The organism is Janthinobacterium sp. UMAB-56, assembly GCF_900095265.1.
In the GTDB taxonomy this organism is placed as follows: domain Bacteria; phylum Pseudomonadota; class Gammaproteobacteria; order Burkholderiales; family Burkholderiaceae_D; genus Janthinobacterium.
Map to the genome: position 1 here is coordinate 399,859 of NZ_LT607652.1, position 15,917 is coordinate 415,775.

13 protein-coding genes are annotated in these 15,917 nt (G+C 63.0%); 10 read left to right on the forward strand and 3 right to left on the reverse strand.

Annotated features, from left to right (window positions below):
- The first annotated feature begins 31 nt into the window (after positions 1-31).
- Positions 32-2,065 (forward strand): GNAT family N-acetyltransferase, encoded by a 2,034-nt coding sequence (locus K0F85_RS04905; protein WP_219114793.1) that lies wholly within the window; start codon positions 32-34, stop codon positions 2,063-2,065.
- 77 nt (positions 2,066-2,142) lie between these two features.
- On the opposite strand, the gene K0F85_RS04910 is transcribed toward K0F85_RS04905, so the two are convergent.
- On the reverse strand, positions 2,143-3,408 hold the full coding sequence (locus K0F85_RS04910) for a putative Na+/H+ antiporter (RefSeq protein WP_219114794.1): 1,266 nt from the start codon (positions 3,406-3,408) through the stop codon (positions 2,143-2,145).
- 205 nt (positions 3,409-3,613) lie between these two features.
- On the opposite strand from K0F85_RS04910, the gene imuA reads away from it, so the two are divergent.
- The 4 genes from imuA (at position 3,614) to K0F85_RS04930 (ending at position 7,383) form a co-directional block, all read left to right on the forward strand.
- A complete protein-coding gene (imuA, locus tag K0F85_RS04915; protein ID WP_219114795.1) occupies positions 3,614-4,324 on the forward strand; it encodes a translesion DNA synthesis-associated protein ImuA in 711 nt (236 codons plus the stop codon).
- Positions 4,254-5,741 carry a DNA polymerase Y family protein gene (locus K0F85_RS04920; RefSeq protein WP_219114796.1) on the forward strand — a complete coding sequence of 496 codons (1,488 nt, stop codon included), beginning with the start codon at positions 4,254-4,256 and terminating at the stop codon, positions 5,739-5,741. The genes imuA and K0F85_RS04920 overlap by 71 nt, the downstream gene beginning before the upstream one ends.
- Before the next feature lie 99 nt (positions 5,742-5,840).
- Positions 5,841-6,545, forward strand: a complete 705-nt coding sequence (locus K0F85_RS04925; RefSeq protein ID WP_219114797.1) for a glutathione binding-like protein — start codon at positions 5,841-5,843, stop codon at positions 6,543-6,545.
- Positions 6,546-6,624: 79 nt separating this feature from the next.
- Positions 6,625-7,383: a S9 family peptidase gene (locus K0F85_RS04930; protein ID WP_219114798.1), complete on the forward strand. Its 759-nt coding sequence runs from the start codon at positions 6,625-6,627 to the stop codon at positions 7,381-7,383.
- 64 nt (positions 7,384-7,447) lie between these two features.
- Here K0F85_RS04930 and K0F85_RS04935 read toward each other — a convergent pair whose 3' ends face one another.
- Entirely contained in the window at positions 7,448-7,798 is a 351-nt protein-coding gene (locus K0F85_RS04935) for a hypothetical protein (RefSeq protein ID WP_219114799.1), read from the reverse strand.
- Between the two features lie 222 nt (positions 7,799-8,020).
- Here K0F85_RS04935 and K0F85_RS04940 point away from each other — a divergent pair, with 222 nt between their 5' ends.
- From K0F85_RS04940 to coaD, 5 genes are all read left to right on the forward strand, one after another.
- Positions 8,021-8,494: an Hsp20 family protein gene (locus K0F85_RS04940; protein WP_219114800.1), complete on the forward strand. Its 474-nt coding sequence runs from the start codon at positions 8,021-8,023 to the stop codon at positions 8,492-8,494.
- 279 nt (positions 8,495-8,773) lie between these two features.
- Positions 8,774-10,288 (forward strand): Do family serine endopeptidase, encoded by a 1,515-nt coding sequence (locus tag K0F85_RS04945; RefSeq protein ID WP_219114801.1) that lies wholly within the window; start codon positions 8,774-8,776, stop codon positions 10,286-10,288.
- Between the two features lie 67 nt (positions 10,289-10,355).
- The gene (locus tag K0F85_RS04950) at positions 10,356-11,015 is read left to right on the forward strand and encodes a response regulator transcription factor (RefSeq protein WP_034783312.1); all 660 of its coding nucleotides are present in this window, start codon (positions 10,356-10,358) and stop codon (positions 11,013-11,015) included.
- A gap of 2 nt (positions 11,016-11,017) precedes the next feature.
- A complete protein-coding gene (locus tag K0F85_RS04955) occupies positions 11,018-12,352 on the forward strand; it encodes an ATP-binding protein (RefSeq protein WP_219115009.1) in 1,335 nt (444 codons plus the stop codon).
- A gap of 94 nt (positions 12,353-12,446) precedes the next feature.
- The gene (coaD, locus tag K0F85_RS04960; protein ID WP_219114802.1) at positions 12,447-13,592 is read left to right on the forward strand and encodes a pantetheine-phosphate adenylyltransferase; all 1,146 of its coding nucleotides are present in this window, start codon (positions 12,447-12,449) and stop codon (positions 13,590-13,592) included.
- Positions 13,593-13,650: 58 nt separating this feature from the next.
- On the opposite strand, the gene K0F85_RS04965 is transcribed toward coaD, so the two are convergent.
- The gene (locus tag K0F85_RS04965) at positions 13,651-15,849 is read right to left on the reverse strand and encodes an OsmC domain/YcaO domain-containing protein (RefSeq protein ID WP_219114803.1); all 2,199 of its coding nucleotides are present in this window, start codon (positions 15,847-15,849) and stop codon (positions 13,651-13,653) included.
- Between the last annotated feature and the right edge of the window lie 68 nt (positions 15,850-15,917).

Below are 15,917 nucleotides of genomic sequence, written 5' to 3' on the forward strand. Positions count from 1 at the left end.
TTGACACTCTCCTGCGGAAAATGGTGCGCCCATGAAAATAGATGACCTGGCCTCGAAACACGATCAAGCAAAGATTTTCAACCTGGAATACGAGTTCCGCATCCACCGGCTGAAACTCGATCACATCACCCTGGCCGATGTGCGGCCGGCCGGTAGCGACCTGGAGCAGTTGGCCGTGGAGCACCAGGCGGGCATCGCCGCCCTGCGCAGCTTCGTCGCCGGCAATTTTACGCATTTCAATGCGGCAAGCTGTTCCTCGCTCAGCTGCGTCCCCACGCGCGCCTTGGGTGACGACGAGCGTTACCTGCACCGCATCTGGATGGGCGGGCCCTTGCCAGCCATTGCCTGTGAGGCGATCGGGCAGTGGGGCGCGGCGCTGGAAGCGGTACGGCACAACGGCGGCGCGCCGTATGTGTCCATCCTGTGGGTGTGGGATGCGCAGCAGCTGCGCGATGACGAGCGCTTCAGCCCGACGGGCGGCGCCGGGCGCTACACGATAGGCCGCTACGCCATCGGCGGCACGACCCTGCATATCAATTCGCTGCGCGCGCTGGCGCTGGACTTCGCGCCGGCCCGCTTCGATATCCTCGATACCCTGCATGCGCAGCGCTACTTCGCCACCCTGTCCGATTATTTCCGCATCCTCATCATGTGCGAATACGGCGGCATGTATATGGATGTCGATACGATCCCGCATAATCCGGCGACGATTTTCCTGATGAAGCCGGAAGTACCCGATTATTTCCAGCGCAGCGATGGTGACGGCGAAGAGCGCCAGCATGTCAGCTGGATGAATCTGTTTCTCGATGAAACGGGCATGCTGATCGCCAAGAAGAACGATGCCGCGCTGCGTGTGATCCAGCGCAATGTGAATCTCGTGTATGCGGGCATCGATGCAGAGATCCCACGTTCCTGTCCGCAATTCGAGGCGCAACTGTTTGGCCAGTTCTATGCCGAGTGGAAGAAAAACCTGGGCGTGACCCTGCTCAGCCATGCCGAGTTTTACCAGCGTTACTGCGTGCTGTATGACGGTGCGCGGGAAGCGGTGGCGGGCGGCATTCGTGGCATGCGCTTGCTGGACGATATCATTACCGGGGTGCACATTCCCCTCAGCGACGAGGAGCGTCGCGCGTATGCGCGCTGCGTCGCCATGCTGGCCGAGATGGACTGGCAGCTCGACGATCCTTTGAGCCTGCCCAACTTCGTCGATGTGTTCGACATCGAGGAAGTGCCGCGCATGGCGTATGCAGCCCAACTGCGGGCGGACATCGAGCATTTTCACTATTACTCGGTGCTGTCGGACGACCCGCAACTGGACCGCGTGAATGCCGTCTTTTGCCGCTATCTGCTGGCCCACCGTTCGCAGCATATTGCCGCCGGCAATTTCTGGCGTCCCACCGTGGGCCGCCACGGTAGCCGCATGCCGGTCGCCGGCGATGCCGCCCCGTCCGCTGACGAGGCGCAGGCGGACTTGCTGTCGCATGCACCGCTCAAGCTGGTGGCGGGCGAACTGCTGGGCGACGAGACGAAGAACCGCATGGCGAAGCTGCTGTTTGCCACCAGTTATCTCGAGTACTGCTCATTTGGCAATAAACTCAATCTGCAGTTCGTCGAGTTGCAGCGGCGGCAGAACATCGACCCCTACCTGAAGCACATCCACGGCCTGCATGACGAGGACGGACGCTTCATCGGCTTCTTCACGGCCGCGACGATGGCCGAGTTCCAGGCTTGCGGCGCCATCTCGTATTACCGCGATGACATGCAGGCGCTCGACGCTGCGTATGACGCCTTCGTGCTCGCGCATGCGCGCGCCGATGACTGTTTCGTCAGCAGCCTGGCCATCGACGAGAAATACCGGGGGCAGGGCCTGTTCCGGCAAATGTTCCATGAAATCGGCGACCTGGCCAGCCGCAAGGGCTGTGCGCGCATCACCTTGACGGTGTGGGAAAAGAGTGAAGCCTTGCAAGTGTATCTGCACAAGGGCTTTCGCAGCGTGGGCACCTTCGATTATGCCTACAGCCTGTTCTATGACCGCCTGCATTTCCTCGTGTATGACGGTAACTGAGGAAGGTAACCGAGGAGGGGAATTGAGAGGGGAAACTGAGGGGAGCAGGGGCGGCCGGCAGCCGCCCCCGTTAATGCTTACAGGGCCAGGAAGGCCAGGGCCGCCACGGCCGTTGGCAGCAGGGCGCCCACCAGCAGGCCGACGGCGCCGATCGATTCATCCTTGAAACCACGGCGCAGCAGGGAGACGCCGGCCGGATTCGGCGCGTTGGCGATGACAGTGAGGCCGCCACCGGCGACGGCGCCGGCCACCAGCATGTATTTCGCTTCTTCCGTCATGCCGACGATCAGCGAGCCGAGGTAGGTCAGTGCCGCATTGTCGGTAATTGCCGTCAAGCCCAGGGCGCCGAAGAACAGGGCCAGCGGTTCCAGGCTGGAGACGATGGGCTGCAACCACCATTGCTGCATGCCGCCCAGTACGACCAGGCCGCCGAGGAAGAAGCCGACCAGCAAGCCTTCCTTCAGGATCAGCGGGCTTTGATAGCGCTCATACGCTTGCACGAAGCCGAGGAAGAACAGGAACAGGCCAAAGAACAGTACAGGATGGTGCGCCAGGGCCACTACGCCGGCCAGCACGGCCAGGTGGACCAGGCTGATGGCCAGCGGCACTTTCGGCGCTTCCACATCACCCGCTTTCGGCTTGATATCGGACGTGTTGCTGTGCAGATATTTGCGCAGCAGTATGCTCACGCCCGTGGCGTTGATCAGCACGGCGATGGCCGCTTTCCAGCCGAAATGGCTAGCCATGTAGGCGCTGTCCCAGTTCCACGTGGTGGCCACCATCAGCACGGGCGGCGCCGCGTACGAGGTCAGGGTGCCGCCGATGGAGACGTTGACGAACAGCACGCCCAGCGCGCCGTATTTCAGCCATTCGGGGATGCCCGGACGAAAGATTTGCGGCGCCAGCATCAGCGCGGCCAGGGTCATGGCGGCCGGTTCCGTGATCATCGAACCCGTCAGGGGAACGAGTGCCAGTCCCAGCCAGACGAGGGCCAGTTCCGTGCGCAGCGGCATCACGCGCGCCACGGCTTTGAGCAGGCGCTGCACGGCGTCGAGCACGGGGCGCGAAGCGGCCACGACCATGACGACAAAGACGAACAGCGGTTCCGTGTACTGGCGCGACTCGGCATACTCGATGGCCGCTTCGCCGCCCGAGACAAAGGCCATGATGATGATCAGAATAAAGGCCCAGAAGCCGAACACGACTTCCACTTCGCCCAGCAAGTGCAGCAAGCCTGCATGGCGGGGGTGGCGTTGCGACAATGTTTCAAATGACTTGGCGGCGAAGGTGTGGATGAGCGCAAGGCCGAAGACGATGGCGCTGATGATTTGGATGGTGGTCAAATGAGTTTCCTTTGGACGAAAGTAGCCGGCTGGTGCATTGCCAGGCGGTAAGGAGAGTGCTTATGGTACAGCAAATGATGCCAAAAACGGGGTTTTTCGGACATGGCGGGAGCGCTGCCGCAGGGAGCGCGAATAGATAAGCCTTGCCAAAAGAGGGCTCGGATAGTACTGTATATACATACAGTATTTATCTCTCTATTCAATTATGCGACATTCCGAATTGATGGCCTCGCCGGAAGCCTTGCACCCATCCCTGTGGCGCGCATCGCAGCTGGGCCAGGGTGCCACGCGCTGCCTGGACACGGGCTTTGCCGCCTTGTCCGCGCAGCTGCCCGGCGGCGGCTGGCCCAGCGGCAGCCTCATCGATCTGCTGGTGCAACAGCCGGGCAGCGGCGAATTGCGCCTGCTGGCGCCCGCCCTGGCGCAGCTGCCGGGCTTGCCCATCGTGCTATTGCAACCACCGCACCCGCCGCAGGCGCTGGCCCTGGCCGCGCAGGGCCTGGCGCCGTCGCAACTGCTGTGGTTGCGTAGCGCCGGCAGCAAGGATGCCTTGTGGGCGGCGGAAAACATTTTGCGCAGCGGCAGTTGCGGCGCCTTGCTGTTTTGGCAGTCGCATGTGCGCGCCGACAGCCTGCGCCGCCTGCATCTGGCCGCACAAGGCGGCAACACCCTGTTCTGCATGCTGCGTCCCTTGCATGGCGCGCAGGATGCGTCGCCTGCGCCGCTGCGCCTGTCCGTGCGCCCGGCCGCCGGCGGCATCGAGATCGGCTTCATCAAGCGCCGGGGACCGCAGCGCGACGCGCCCCTGTTCCTGCCCCTGCAACCTCCTTCTTTACTGCTGCGTCATGCGACTCTGGATCGGCCTGTGCCTGCCCCGGCTCCCGCTCGAAGTGTTTTGCCCGCGCTGGTCGGCTGACAGCCTGGGCGTGGTGCTGGAGCAGGAGCAAGTGATGGCCCTGTCGCCGCTGGCGCAGGCGGCCGGCATCAAGCCGGGCATGCGCCGCGCAGGCGTGCTGATGCTGGCGCCGCAGGCGCGTGTGCACGAACGTTCCCTGGAACTGGAAGCGCAAGCATTGCAGGCGGTGGCCCTGGCGCTGCTGCAATATTCGCCGCTCGTGGCGCAAGGCGAGGAAGCCACTCTGCTGGTCGACGCGGGCGCCAGCCTGCGCCTGTTCGGCGGCGTGCGCGCCCTGTGCCGGCAGATCGCGGCCAGCTTGCGTGCGCTCGGCTACACGGCCCAGCTGTCGTGCGCCCCCACGGCGCGCGGTGCCTGGCTGCTGGCGCGCGCCGGCACGCGTCGGGGCCGGACATTAAGCATGGCCAGTCTCGTGCGCCGCCTCGACCGTCTGCCGTGCGCCTTGCTGCCGCCCGCGCGCCCCTACCTCGACTGGTTCGAGGGCATCGGCTGCCGCACCCTGGGGCAGCTGCGCCACTTGCCCCGGCCCGGATTGCAGCGCCGCTGCGGCGCAGCCTTGCTGGACATGCTCGACGACGCGCATGGCCACAGCACGGAACTGTTCGTCTGGATGGAAGCGCCGCCCACGTTCCGCGCCAGCCTGGAATTGTTCGACCGCGTGGAGCACGCCGACGCGCTGCTGTTCGGCGCGCGCCGCCTGCTGCAGCAAATGACGGGCTGGCTGTGCGCGCGGCAATTTGCCGTCGAGCGCATACAACTGCTGCTGGCGCACGAGCGGGGCAGGGTGGCGCGCCCGCCCACCGTCATCGACCTGGCCCTGGGCGAGGCCGTCTGGCGCGACGAGCACCTGGTGCGCCTGCTCAAGGAGCGCCTGACGCAGCTGGCGCTGGAGGCGCCCGTGATCGGCTTGAGCCTGGAAGCGCTGCAGGTGCAGCCCATGGCGCCGCCCAGCGAGAGCCTGTTCCCCGAGCCGGGCGGCACGCTGCAGGAACGCCAGCGCCTGATGGAATTGCTGGTGGCGCGGCTGGGCACCGAGAATGTCTTGCAGGCAGTGCCGCGCGCCGATTACCGCCCCGAAGCGGCCAACCAGTGGCTGCCGCTGCCGGCCAAGTCCGGTGGCAAGAAGATGGCGCCGGATTTGCCGCCCGGTTTGCCCGGCATGCCCCGTCCCGGCTGGCTGCTGGCCCAGCCCATTGCCCTCTTGATGCGCGAACACCGGCCCTTCTATGGCTCGCCTTTGAAAATGGTGTCTGTCGCCGAGCGCATCGAGGCGGGCTGGTGGGGCCAGTCGCAGGCGCGCGATTATTTCATCGCCGAAGGCCTCGACTGCGCCCATTACTGGGTCTACCGCGAACGCATCGCCGGCAGCGGTGAAGACGCCGCGCCGCGCTGGTTTTTGCATGGCTTGTTTGGCTGAATGCAGACCCGCCCGGTTCCGGCGCTGCCCAGCAGAAGCTGGGAGGCTTGGCTATACTTGTTTTCTTGCATCGCGTCATACACCTCAATAAGGATTTCCATGCATCAACTCTCCGACTTCCCCATCACCCAGAAATGGCCTGCCCGACATCCCGAGCGCTTGCAGCTGTACTCGCTGCCGACGCCGAACGGCATCAAGGTTTCCATCTTGCTGGAAGAACTGGGCCTGGCGTACGAGCCCCACCTGGTCAGCTTCGAGCAGAACGAGCAGCTGTCGCCCGCCTTCCTGTCCCTCAATCCGAACAACAAGATTCCCGCCATCCTCGACCCGCACGGTCCCGATGGCAAGCCGCTGGCCCTGTTCGAGTCGGGCGCCATCCTGCTGTACCTGGCCGAGAAGACGGGCAAGTTCCTGCCGCAGGACGCGGGCTTGCGCTATGAAACCATCCAGTGGCTGATGTTACAGATGGGCGGTATTGGCCCCATGTTTGGTCAGGTGGGCTTTTTCCACAAATTCGCCGGCAAGGACTACGAAGACAAGCGTCCGCTGGAGCGCTATCTCGGCGAAGCCAAGCGGCTATTGGGCGTACTCGAGCAGCGCCTGCAGGGCCGCGACTGGATCATGGGCGGGCAGTACACGATTGCCGACATCGCCATCTTCCCGTGGGTGCGCTGCCTCGTGGGTTTTTATGGTGCGGGCGAACTGGTCGGCTTCGATCATTTCCCGAACGTACAGCGCGCGCTCGAGGCGTTTCTGGCCCGTCCTGCCGTCATGAAAGGCATCGACATCCCCAAGCGTGACTAAAGTGCAGCCTGCAGGCGGCGGCCGGGCGGCGCTACAATGCGTCATCGGCCGCGCTGCGCGGCAGCTTTGATCTGAGACAATGAAATCCACCCGGCAAGATTTCCCCGGCGCGCACGGCCATGTGCTGGCGGCGCGCCTCGACGCGCCCGATGGCGCCATCCGCGCCTACGCGCTGTTCGCCCATTGCTTTACCTGCGGCAAGGATGTGCTGGCCGCGCGGCGCATCGCGCAAGGCTTGACGCAACACGGCATCGCCGTGCTGCGCTTCGACTTTACAGGGCTGGGCGCCAGCGGGGGCGAATTTGCCGCCACCAATTTCTCGTCGAATGTGGACGACCTGCTTGCCGCCGCCGACTTTTTGCGGGCAAAACACGCTGCGCCGCAATTGCTGATCGGCCATAGCCTGGGCGGCGCCGCCGTGCTGGCTGCTGCCGCGCAAGTGCCGGAAGCCACCGCCGTGGTAACGCTTGCCGCCCCCAGCACACCCGCGTATGTCACGCGCATGTTCAGCGACCATCTGGAGCAAATCGCCGCCGAGGGCGAGGCGCTGGTGCAATTGGAAGGGCGGCCATTCCGTATCCGCCAGCAATTCGTCGACGATGCGGGCAGCCACAGCCTGAAGGCTCACATCGCCGGGCTGCGCCGCGCCCTGCTGGTGATGCACGCGCCGAACGACACGACGGTGAGCCTGTCGAACGCGATGGAGATATTTACGGCAGCGAAGCACCCGAAAAGTTTCGTTTCGCTCGACGATGCCGATCACTTATTGACGGGACGCGATGATGCGGCGTATGTCGCCAACGTCATCGCCGCGTGGAGCGCGCGCTACATCTCCTGAACAATTGCCCATGAAAAACGCCGCGGCAGCAGAAGCTGGCGCGGCGCAGACGGGGGAGAGCGTATTAATCGTCGTCAAATTCGGCGGATAAATCCTTCCAGCCCTTGGTGACGGCAAAGGTGGAAAATTCCTCGGGCGCTTCCAGGACGATCAGTTTCTTGTCTTGCAAGCCCAGGTCGCCATGGCCGAAGTCGGGGCCGACGTAGCCGAGGCTGCGCAAGCGGGCCAGGATGTGGCCGACCAGGGTCTTGTCCTTATAGGCGCCCGCTTCGAGCGGGGCGGCGAAATCGACGTACACGTCGATGATGCCGTAGCCTTCATCGAAGATGCGGATGGCCTTGATGTCGTGGGCACGGCCGGAGCCGTCGGTGGCCTTGAAGGGGCCGCTGAGCTGGATGTCGGTGTCATTGTTCATGCCGTCAGCATACACCAAAAGCCGGCACCGCAGAGGGGGCGTCATGCAAGCCCCTCGGGATGGAGCGTGTAAAAATTTCTTACAAATTTAGTGGCGTCTGGGGCATTTTTCGTCAATTTCAAGGCCTTGAAGGCCGCTTGATCGTCCTTAGATTGGGTAGCAAGCGGATGCTCACGGTGAGGTCCGCCCCTCTTATCGCTTCATTTGAAAAGGATATTTATCATGCGTACTTTTGACCTTGCACCCCTGTACCGTTCCGCCATTGGCTTTGATCGCCTGGCTCAGTTGCTCAACGAACAGCGCGCCGATGCGCAGCCCAGCTATCCGCCCTACAACATCGAACTGGTGTCGGAAGACAAATACCGCATCGTGATGGCCTTGGCCGGATTCTCGCGCGAAGAGATCGACATCATCACCGAACGCGATTCCCTGCACGTCACCGGCCGCAAGCAGAAAGAGGGCGGCGAGCGCACGTTCTTGCACCGCGGCATCGCTGCCCGCGATTTCGAACAGCGTTTCCAGCTGGCCAACCACGTGAAGGTGACGGGCGCCACGTTTGAAAACGGCATGCTGACCATCGACTTGGTGCGGGAAGTGCCGGAAGCGCTGAAACCGCGCAAGATCGAGATCGGCAGTGGCAGCGACAGCATTTCCGGCGCCACCGTCAGCACGCTGGAACAGCGTCAGGCAGCTTGAGCTGATTTGAGCTGATCCCGGCGCCATGCGCTGGCGCTGGCGGCAGGGGGTTGCCCCTCGCCATGCAGTAAAATACTGGCCGGTTGATCCGGCCAGTGTCACGTCCAGGGCCCGTTCGGGCCCTTCATCGCCCGCCATGCGAGGTGTGCGCGGAGCGCAAGATTAAACCCTGCTTAAAGGCGCGGACGCCTGTTTCCAAGTGGAAAAATGTTAAGCACCGCCTAAGACTCGTGGCCCACTATTGCATACATCAGTATCTCATTGAATGAGGAGCAATCCATGGAACAGCAAACGAATACCGCATCCCTGAAAATCAAACGCACCGTAGCCGCGCTGGCCGCGATCGGTGTGCTGGGCGCCGGCGGCGCCATGGTGGTTCATCAGAACAATGCCGGCGCGAATGCCGCCGCCAGCGCAGCCCCCGCCCCCGTGGCTGCCGCTGTCGCACCTGCCGCCAGCGCACCGCTGGTGGCCTTGCCCGACTTTAGCCAGATCGCCGCGCGCAACAGCCCGGCCGTCGTCAACATCAGCGTCACCGGCAGCACCAAGGTAGCCTACGACCCTTCGGCGCAGGCTGGCAATGACGATTTCGGCAACGACCCCTTCTTCGAATTCTTCCGCCGCTTCCAGGGGCCGCAGGGCGGGCAGCGCGGTGGCCGCGACGTGCCCACGCATGGCCTCGGTTCCGGCTTCATCGTCAGCCCGGACGGCGTCATCATGACGAATGCCCACGTGGTGCGCGATGCGCGCGAAGTGACCGTCAAGCTCAACGACCGCCGCGAATTCCGCGCCAAGGTGCTGGGTACCGATCCGAAGACCGATATCGCCGTGCTGAAAATCGATGCCAACAACCTGCCCATCGTGCCGCTCGGCCATTCGAGCGACCTGAAAGTGGGCGAGTGGGTGCTGGCCATCGGTTCGCCATACGGCTTCGACAGCACGGTGACGGCCGGCGTCGTCAGCGCCAAGGGCCGTTCCCTGCCCGACGACAGCAATGTGCCCTTCATCCAGACGGACGTGGCAGTGAACCCCGGCAACTCGGGTGGTCCGCTATTCAATACGCGCGGCGAAGTGGTCGGCATCAATTCGCAGATCTACAGCCAGACGGGCGGCTTCCAGGGGCTGTCGTTCGCCATTCCCATTGACCTTGCCGGCCGCATCAAGGACCAGATCGTCGCCACGGGCAAGGCCAGCCATGCCAAGCTGGGCGTGACGGTGCAGGAAGTCAACCAGGGCTTTGCCGACTCGTTCAAGCTGGCCACGCCGGAAGGCGCGCTGGTGGCTAACGTGGAGCGGGGCAGTCCGGCCGACAAGGCGGGCCTGAAGTCGGGCGACGTAGTGCGCAAGGTAAATGGTCAGCGCATCATCGGCTCGGCCGACTTGCCGGCGCTGGTGGGTACGTCCTTGCCGGGCGACAAGATCAGCATGGATGTCTGGCGCGACGGCAAGATCGTCAGCCTGACGGCAACGCTGGGCAATGCGGCCGACAGGGTGGCCGAGGTGGCAAAAAGCGACAGCGCGGCAGGCAAGGTAAAGCTGGGCCTGGCCCTGCGTCCCTTGCAATCGGATGAAAAACGCGAGGCGGGCATCAGCGCCGGCTTGCTGGTGGAAGACGCGGGCGGTGCTGCCGCGAATGCCGGGGTACAGCCGGGTGACGTGCTATTGTCGGTGAATGGCCGTCCCGTCAACACGGTCGAGCAGGTGCGCGACGTGGTGGAAAAATCCGCCAAGTCGGTGGCCTTGCTGATACAGCGCGGCCCCGATAAGATATTCATTCCCGTGCGTTTGGGTTAATGACTACGTACCGTGGTCTGATCCCAGCCTTTCGCTGTGCGACTAAAGAATAGAACAAGGAGCAGCCATGCGGCTATTGCTGGTAGAAGACGATACGATGATCGGCGAGGTGGTGCTCGATTTGCTGCGCGCCGAGCATTACGCGGTGGACTGGGTCAAGGATGGCGACATGGCCGACACTGCCCTGCAGACGCAGACCTACGACCTGGTGCTGCTGGACCTGGGCTTGCCACGCAAGGATGGTCTCGACGTGCTGCGCTCGATGCGTTTGCGCAAACTGGATACGCCGGTGCTGGTGGCCACGGCGCGCGATGCCATCGAGCAGCGCATCGCTGGCCTCGACGCGGGCGCCGACGATTACGTCTTGAAGCCGTATGACCTCGACGAATTGCTGGCGCGCATACGTGCCCTGCTGCGGCGCGCCTCGGGGCGGCCGGAACCGATCTTTGAACACCAGGGCGTCTCCATCAATCCGCTGACGCGCGAAGTGATCGCCGAGGGCCATCCCGTCAACCTGTCGGCGCGCGAATGGGCCGTACTGGAAGCCTTGATCGCACGCCCCGGCATCGTGCTGTCGCGCGCGCAGCTGGAAGAAAAACTGTACAGCTGGAAGGATGAAGTCAACAGCAATGCCGTGGAAGTGTATATCCACGGTTTGCGCAAGAAGCTGGGCAGCGACTTGATCCAGAACGTGCGCGGCCTCGGCTACATGGTGCCAAAGGCATGAGGATGAAGGTCACGGTGACGCATTCGCTGCGCGGCCGCCTGCTGTGGTTTTTGCTGGCGGCCATCATCATGGCGGCCCTGGCCCAGGCCTCGATCGCCTACCGCAGCGCCCTGTACGACGCCGACCAGATTTTCGATTACCACATGCAGCAGATGGCCCTGTCGCTGCGCTCCGGCGCGCCGCTGGCCAACCACGCGCAAGCCTTGCCCGCCGACCCCGTCAACAACGACATGGTGGTGCAGGTGTGGACGCCGGATGGCGTGCAGGTCTTCCGTTCGATCACGCGCGCGGAACTGCCGCAGCGCGCCGTGCTGGGCTTTTCCAATGTGAAGGCGAACGGCACCACTTACCGCATCTTTTCCGTGCAAACCAGTTCCCAGACCGTGCAGATCGCCCAGGACATGGCCGTGCGCAAGCGCATGGCCGGCAGCCTGGCGCTGCGCACGGTGGGGCCCATCGCCCTGATGGCGCCGATTTTGATGCTGGTCGTATGGTGGGTCGTCAGCGGTTCGCTGGCGCCCGTCTCGCGCGTGCGCAAGCAGGTGGCGGCGCGCCAGGCGGACGATCTGTCGCCCGTCTCGGAAGCGGGCTTGCCCGACGAAGTGCGGCCCCTGGTGCATGAACTCAATCTCTTGTTCGGGCGCGTCAAAACGGCGTTCGACGCGCAGCAGCATTTTGTCGCCGACGCCGCGCATGAATTGCGCACGCCGCTGGCGGCCCTGAAACTGCAGGTATTGAGCCTGGAACGGGCCGAGTCGGAAGAAAAGCGCAGCCTGGCGACCTCCCGCGTCAGCGCCGGCATCGAGCGGGCCACGCGCCTGGTCGAGCAATTGCTGGTGCTGGCGCGCCAGGAGGCGAGCGCCGCCAGCGGCGACCAGCTGCAGGCGGTGGACTTGAACGATGTCGTCAAGCGCGCGCTGGGCGACATGGCCGGCATCGCGCAGGCGCGCAAGATCGACCTCGGCCTGCACCACATGGACCCGGCCAAGGTGTCCGGCCAGGCCGACGCCCTCAACATCATGCTGCGCAACCTGGTCGACAACGCCATCAAATACACGCCGCAGGGTGGCATGGTCGACATCGACCTGCGCGCCAGCCCTGCCGGCGTAAGCTTATCCGTGGAAGACAACGGCCCCGGCATTCCGCCCGAGGAGCGCGAGCGCGTCTTCAGCCGCTTCTACCGCGTACCCGGCACGGACGCCAATGGCAGCGGCCTGGGCCTGGCCATCATCAAGGCGATCGCCGAGCGCCACGGCGCGCGCCTGGTGCTGGACAAATCCGAGCGCCTGGGCGGGCTGTGCGTGCGCGTGGAATTCCCGCAAGCCGTGAAAAAATAATGTTTTGATCATGATCTTTGGCATGTTGCATTGACGCGCGCGCCGCTGGCATATATTGTCTGCGCAATAAGCAATCAAGCAAACGGAGCGCAGCATGCAGAAGATCGGCTTTTCAGGCACCCTCGACCCCATCACCAATGGCCACATGTGGGTGATCGGCGAAGCGCGTTCGCTTGCCGACGAGGTAATCGTGTTCCTGTCGCAAAACCCCGCCAAGAAGCCGCAATTTCCCGCCGAAGACCGCAAGCGCATCATCGAGCAGAGCGCGCGCGAGTGCGGCTGGGACAATGTGCAGGTGGTCATCGTCAAGGGCGACTACACGGCGCGCGCGGCGAAAAAGCATGGCTGCGACTACCTGATCCGCGGCATCCGCACGACGGCCGATTTCGACTATGAAAACCTGATCCAGCAAACCAATGTGGACGTGCTTGCCGGCGCCAAGACGATTTTCGTGATGCCGCCGCGCGACCTCGGCTCCGTCAGCTCCAGCTTCGTCAAGGCGCTGGAAGGGCCGGTCGGCTGGAACTGGACCATGAAGAAATTCGTCCCCGGCCCGGCGTATCAGGCGTGGATACTCGACTGCCTGCGCAAGGAGTGGGAAGCGCTGTGGAACTACGCCACCGCTTCGCAAGCGGACATCGCGCTGGCGGATCGCTGGTTTGCGCACCTGACGGGGCCGCAGGCGTATGGCGGCGCGGACCGCCACTATCACAACCTCGACCACCTGGTGCACGGCCTGTCGGAAATCCGCGTGTGGGCCGACAATACCAATGCGCCCAAGCGCGACAGTGCGCTGGTCAAGAAAGCCTTCTGGTTCCACGATGCCATCTATAGCCACGATGACGATGCCCTGTATTCGAGCGAGGAAGCCAGCGCCCAGCTATGGCTGGCCAGCGGCCTCGATGCCGGGGACAACCTGGATGTAGCGCAATTGATACGCGTTACCGACCATTTCCAGGGACCCGGCATCAGCCACGCGCTGAAAGATGCCATGCTCAGCGCCGACCTGGCCATCCTGGGCCAGGACGAGGAGGTGTATCAAGCCTACACGCGAGCCATCGCCCGCGAATACGCGCACGTGCACCCCGCGCGCTTCAACGAGCAGCGTGGACTGGCCCTGCAGCACCTGTGCGCCAAGGCGCAGGCGGGCCAGCTGTTTGGCGACGCTTACTTTGCCGACCAGTACAACGAGCGGGCGATCGAGAACATGCAGAAAGAGATTGCGGCGCTGGCCGGCTGATTGTCGTCAGCCGGTTGTCGCCAGGGATGAGTTGCAAGTCCATCCCTGGCTTGCCACCCTAGCGGGCCGCCGCTTTGGCGCGCGCCGCGTGCAATTTCTTGAAGCTGTCGATCAGGCGCTGGTGCCGGTCGAGTCCTTCCAGCTGCATGCTGGTCGGCGTCAGGCCGAAGAAGCGCACGCTGCCGTCCACCGAACCCAGCACCGCGTCCATGCGGGCGTCGCCAAACATGCGGCGGAAATTGACGACGTAGTCATCCAGCTCCAGCTCGTCATCGAGTTCTACTTCCAGTACCACGTTCAAGGCTTGATAGAACAGCTTGCGCTCCAGCGTGTTGTCGTTGTACTGCAGGAAGGTTTCCACCAGCTCTTTCGCTTCCTCGAATTGCTGCAGGACCAGATGAATCAGCAGCTTCAATTCCAGGGTCGTCAGCTGGCCCCAGACCGTATTTTCGTCAAACTCGATGCCGATCAGGGTGGCGATGTCGCCGTACTCGTCGAGCTCGCTGTTTTCCAGGCGATCGAGCAGTGCTTCCAGGCTGGCATCGTCCAGGCCATGCAGGTTCAGGATGTCGGCACGGAACAGCAGCGCCTTGTTGGTGTTGTCCCAGATTAAATCTTCGACCGGATACACTTCCGAATAACCGGGCACGAGGATACGGCAGGCGGTGGCGCCCAGCTGGTCATACTCGGCCGTGTACACTTCCTTGCCCATGTCGGCGAGGATGCCGAACAGGGTGGCCGCTTCCTCGGCATTCGAGTTCTCGCCGTGGCCGGAAAAATCCCACTCGACAAAATCGTAATCGGCCCTGGCGCTGAAGAAGCGCCACGAGACGATGCCGCTGGAATCGATGAAGTGCTCGACGAAGTTATTCGGCTCGGTGACGGCTTCGCTGGCAAACGTCGGCTGCGGCAAGTCGTTCAAGCCTTCAAAACTGCGGCCCTGCAGCAATTCCGTCAGGCTGCGCTCGAGCGCCACTTCCAGGCTCGGGTGCGCGCCGAACGAGGCAAACACGCCGCCCGTGCGCGGATTCATCAGGGTGACGCACATCACCGGGTACACGCCGCCCAGCGACGCATCTTTCACCAGCACGGGAAAGCCTTGCTCTTCCAAACCCTGGATGCCGGCCAGGATGCCCGGGTATTTCGCCAGCACGTCCTGCGGCACGTCGGGCAGGGCGATTTCGCCTTCGAGGATTTCGCGCTTGACGGCCCGTTCAAAAATTTCCGACAGACATTGCACCTGGGCTTCAACCAGGGTATTGCCGGCGCTCATGCCATTGCTGACATACAGGTTTTCAATCAGGTTGGACGGGAAATACACGACCTCGCCATCGGAATGGCGTATATACGGCAGCGAGCAGATGCCGCGCTCGGCATTGCCGGAGTTGGTATCGATCAGGTGCGAGCCGCGCAGCTCGCCATCGGGGTTGTAGATATCCAGGCAGTAGGCATCGAGAATCTCCTGCGGTAGCGCATCCTTGCGCCCTGGCTTGAACCAGCGCTCGTTCGGGTAATGCACGAAGGGTGCGTTGGCGATGTCTGTGCCCCAGAACGAACCAGCATAGAAATGGTTGTTGCTGAGGCGCTCGATATACTCGCCCAGGGCCGACGCCAGGGCGCTTTCCTTGGTCGCGCCCTTGCCGTTGGTAAAGCACATGGGCGAGTGTGCGTCGCGGATATGCAGCGACCATACATTCGGAATGATGTTGCGCCACGAGGCGATTTCAATCTTGATGCCCAGGCCCGCCAGCAGGCCCGACATATTGGCGATGGTCTGTTCCAGTGGCAAATCCTTGCCGACGATATAGGTGTTCGCGCCAGGGGCCGGATTCAGGGCCAGCAAGGCCTGCGCATCGGCGTCCAGGTTTTCCACCTCTTCAATCACGAACTCGGGGCCTGTTTGCACCACTTTTTTCACCGTGCAACGGTCGATCGAGCGCAGGATGCCCTGGCGGTCCTTGGCCGAGATATCGGCCGGCAACTCGACCTGGATCTTGAAAATCTGCTGGTAACGGTTTTCCGGATCAACGATATTGTTTTGCGACAAACGGATATTTTCGGTGGAAATATTACGCGTATCGCAATACAACTTCACGAAATAGGCCGCGCAAAGTGCCGATGATGCCAAAAAATAATCGAACGGGCCGGGCGCCGAGCCATCGCCCTTGTAGCGGATGGGCTGGTCGGCGATGACGGTAAAATCGTCGAACTTGGCTTCGAGACGCAGCTTGTCAAGAAAGTTGACTTTAATTTCCATGGGTAATCCAATATGTGCATATGAGTTAGCCGCTATTATCCGTGCTTTCTGCCGCAGGGCAAAGATTG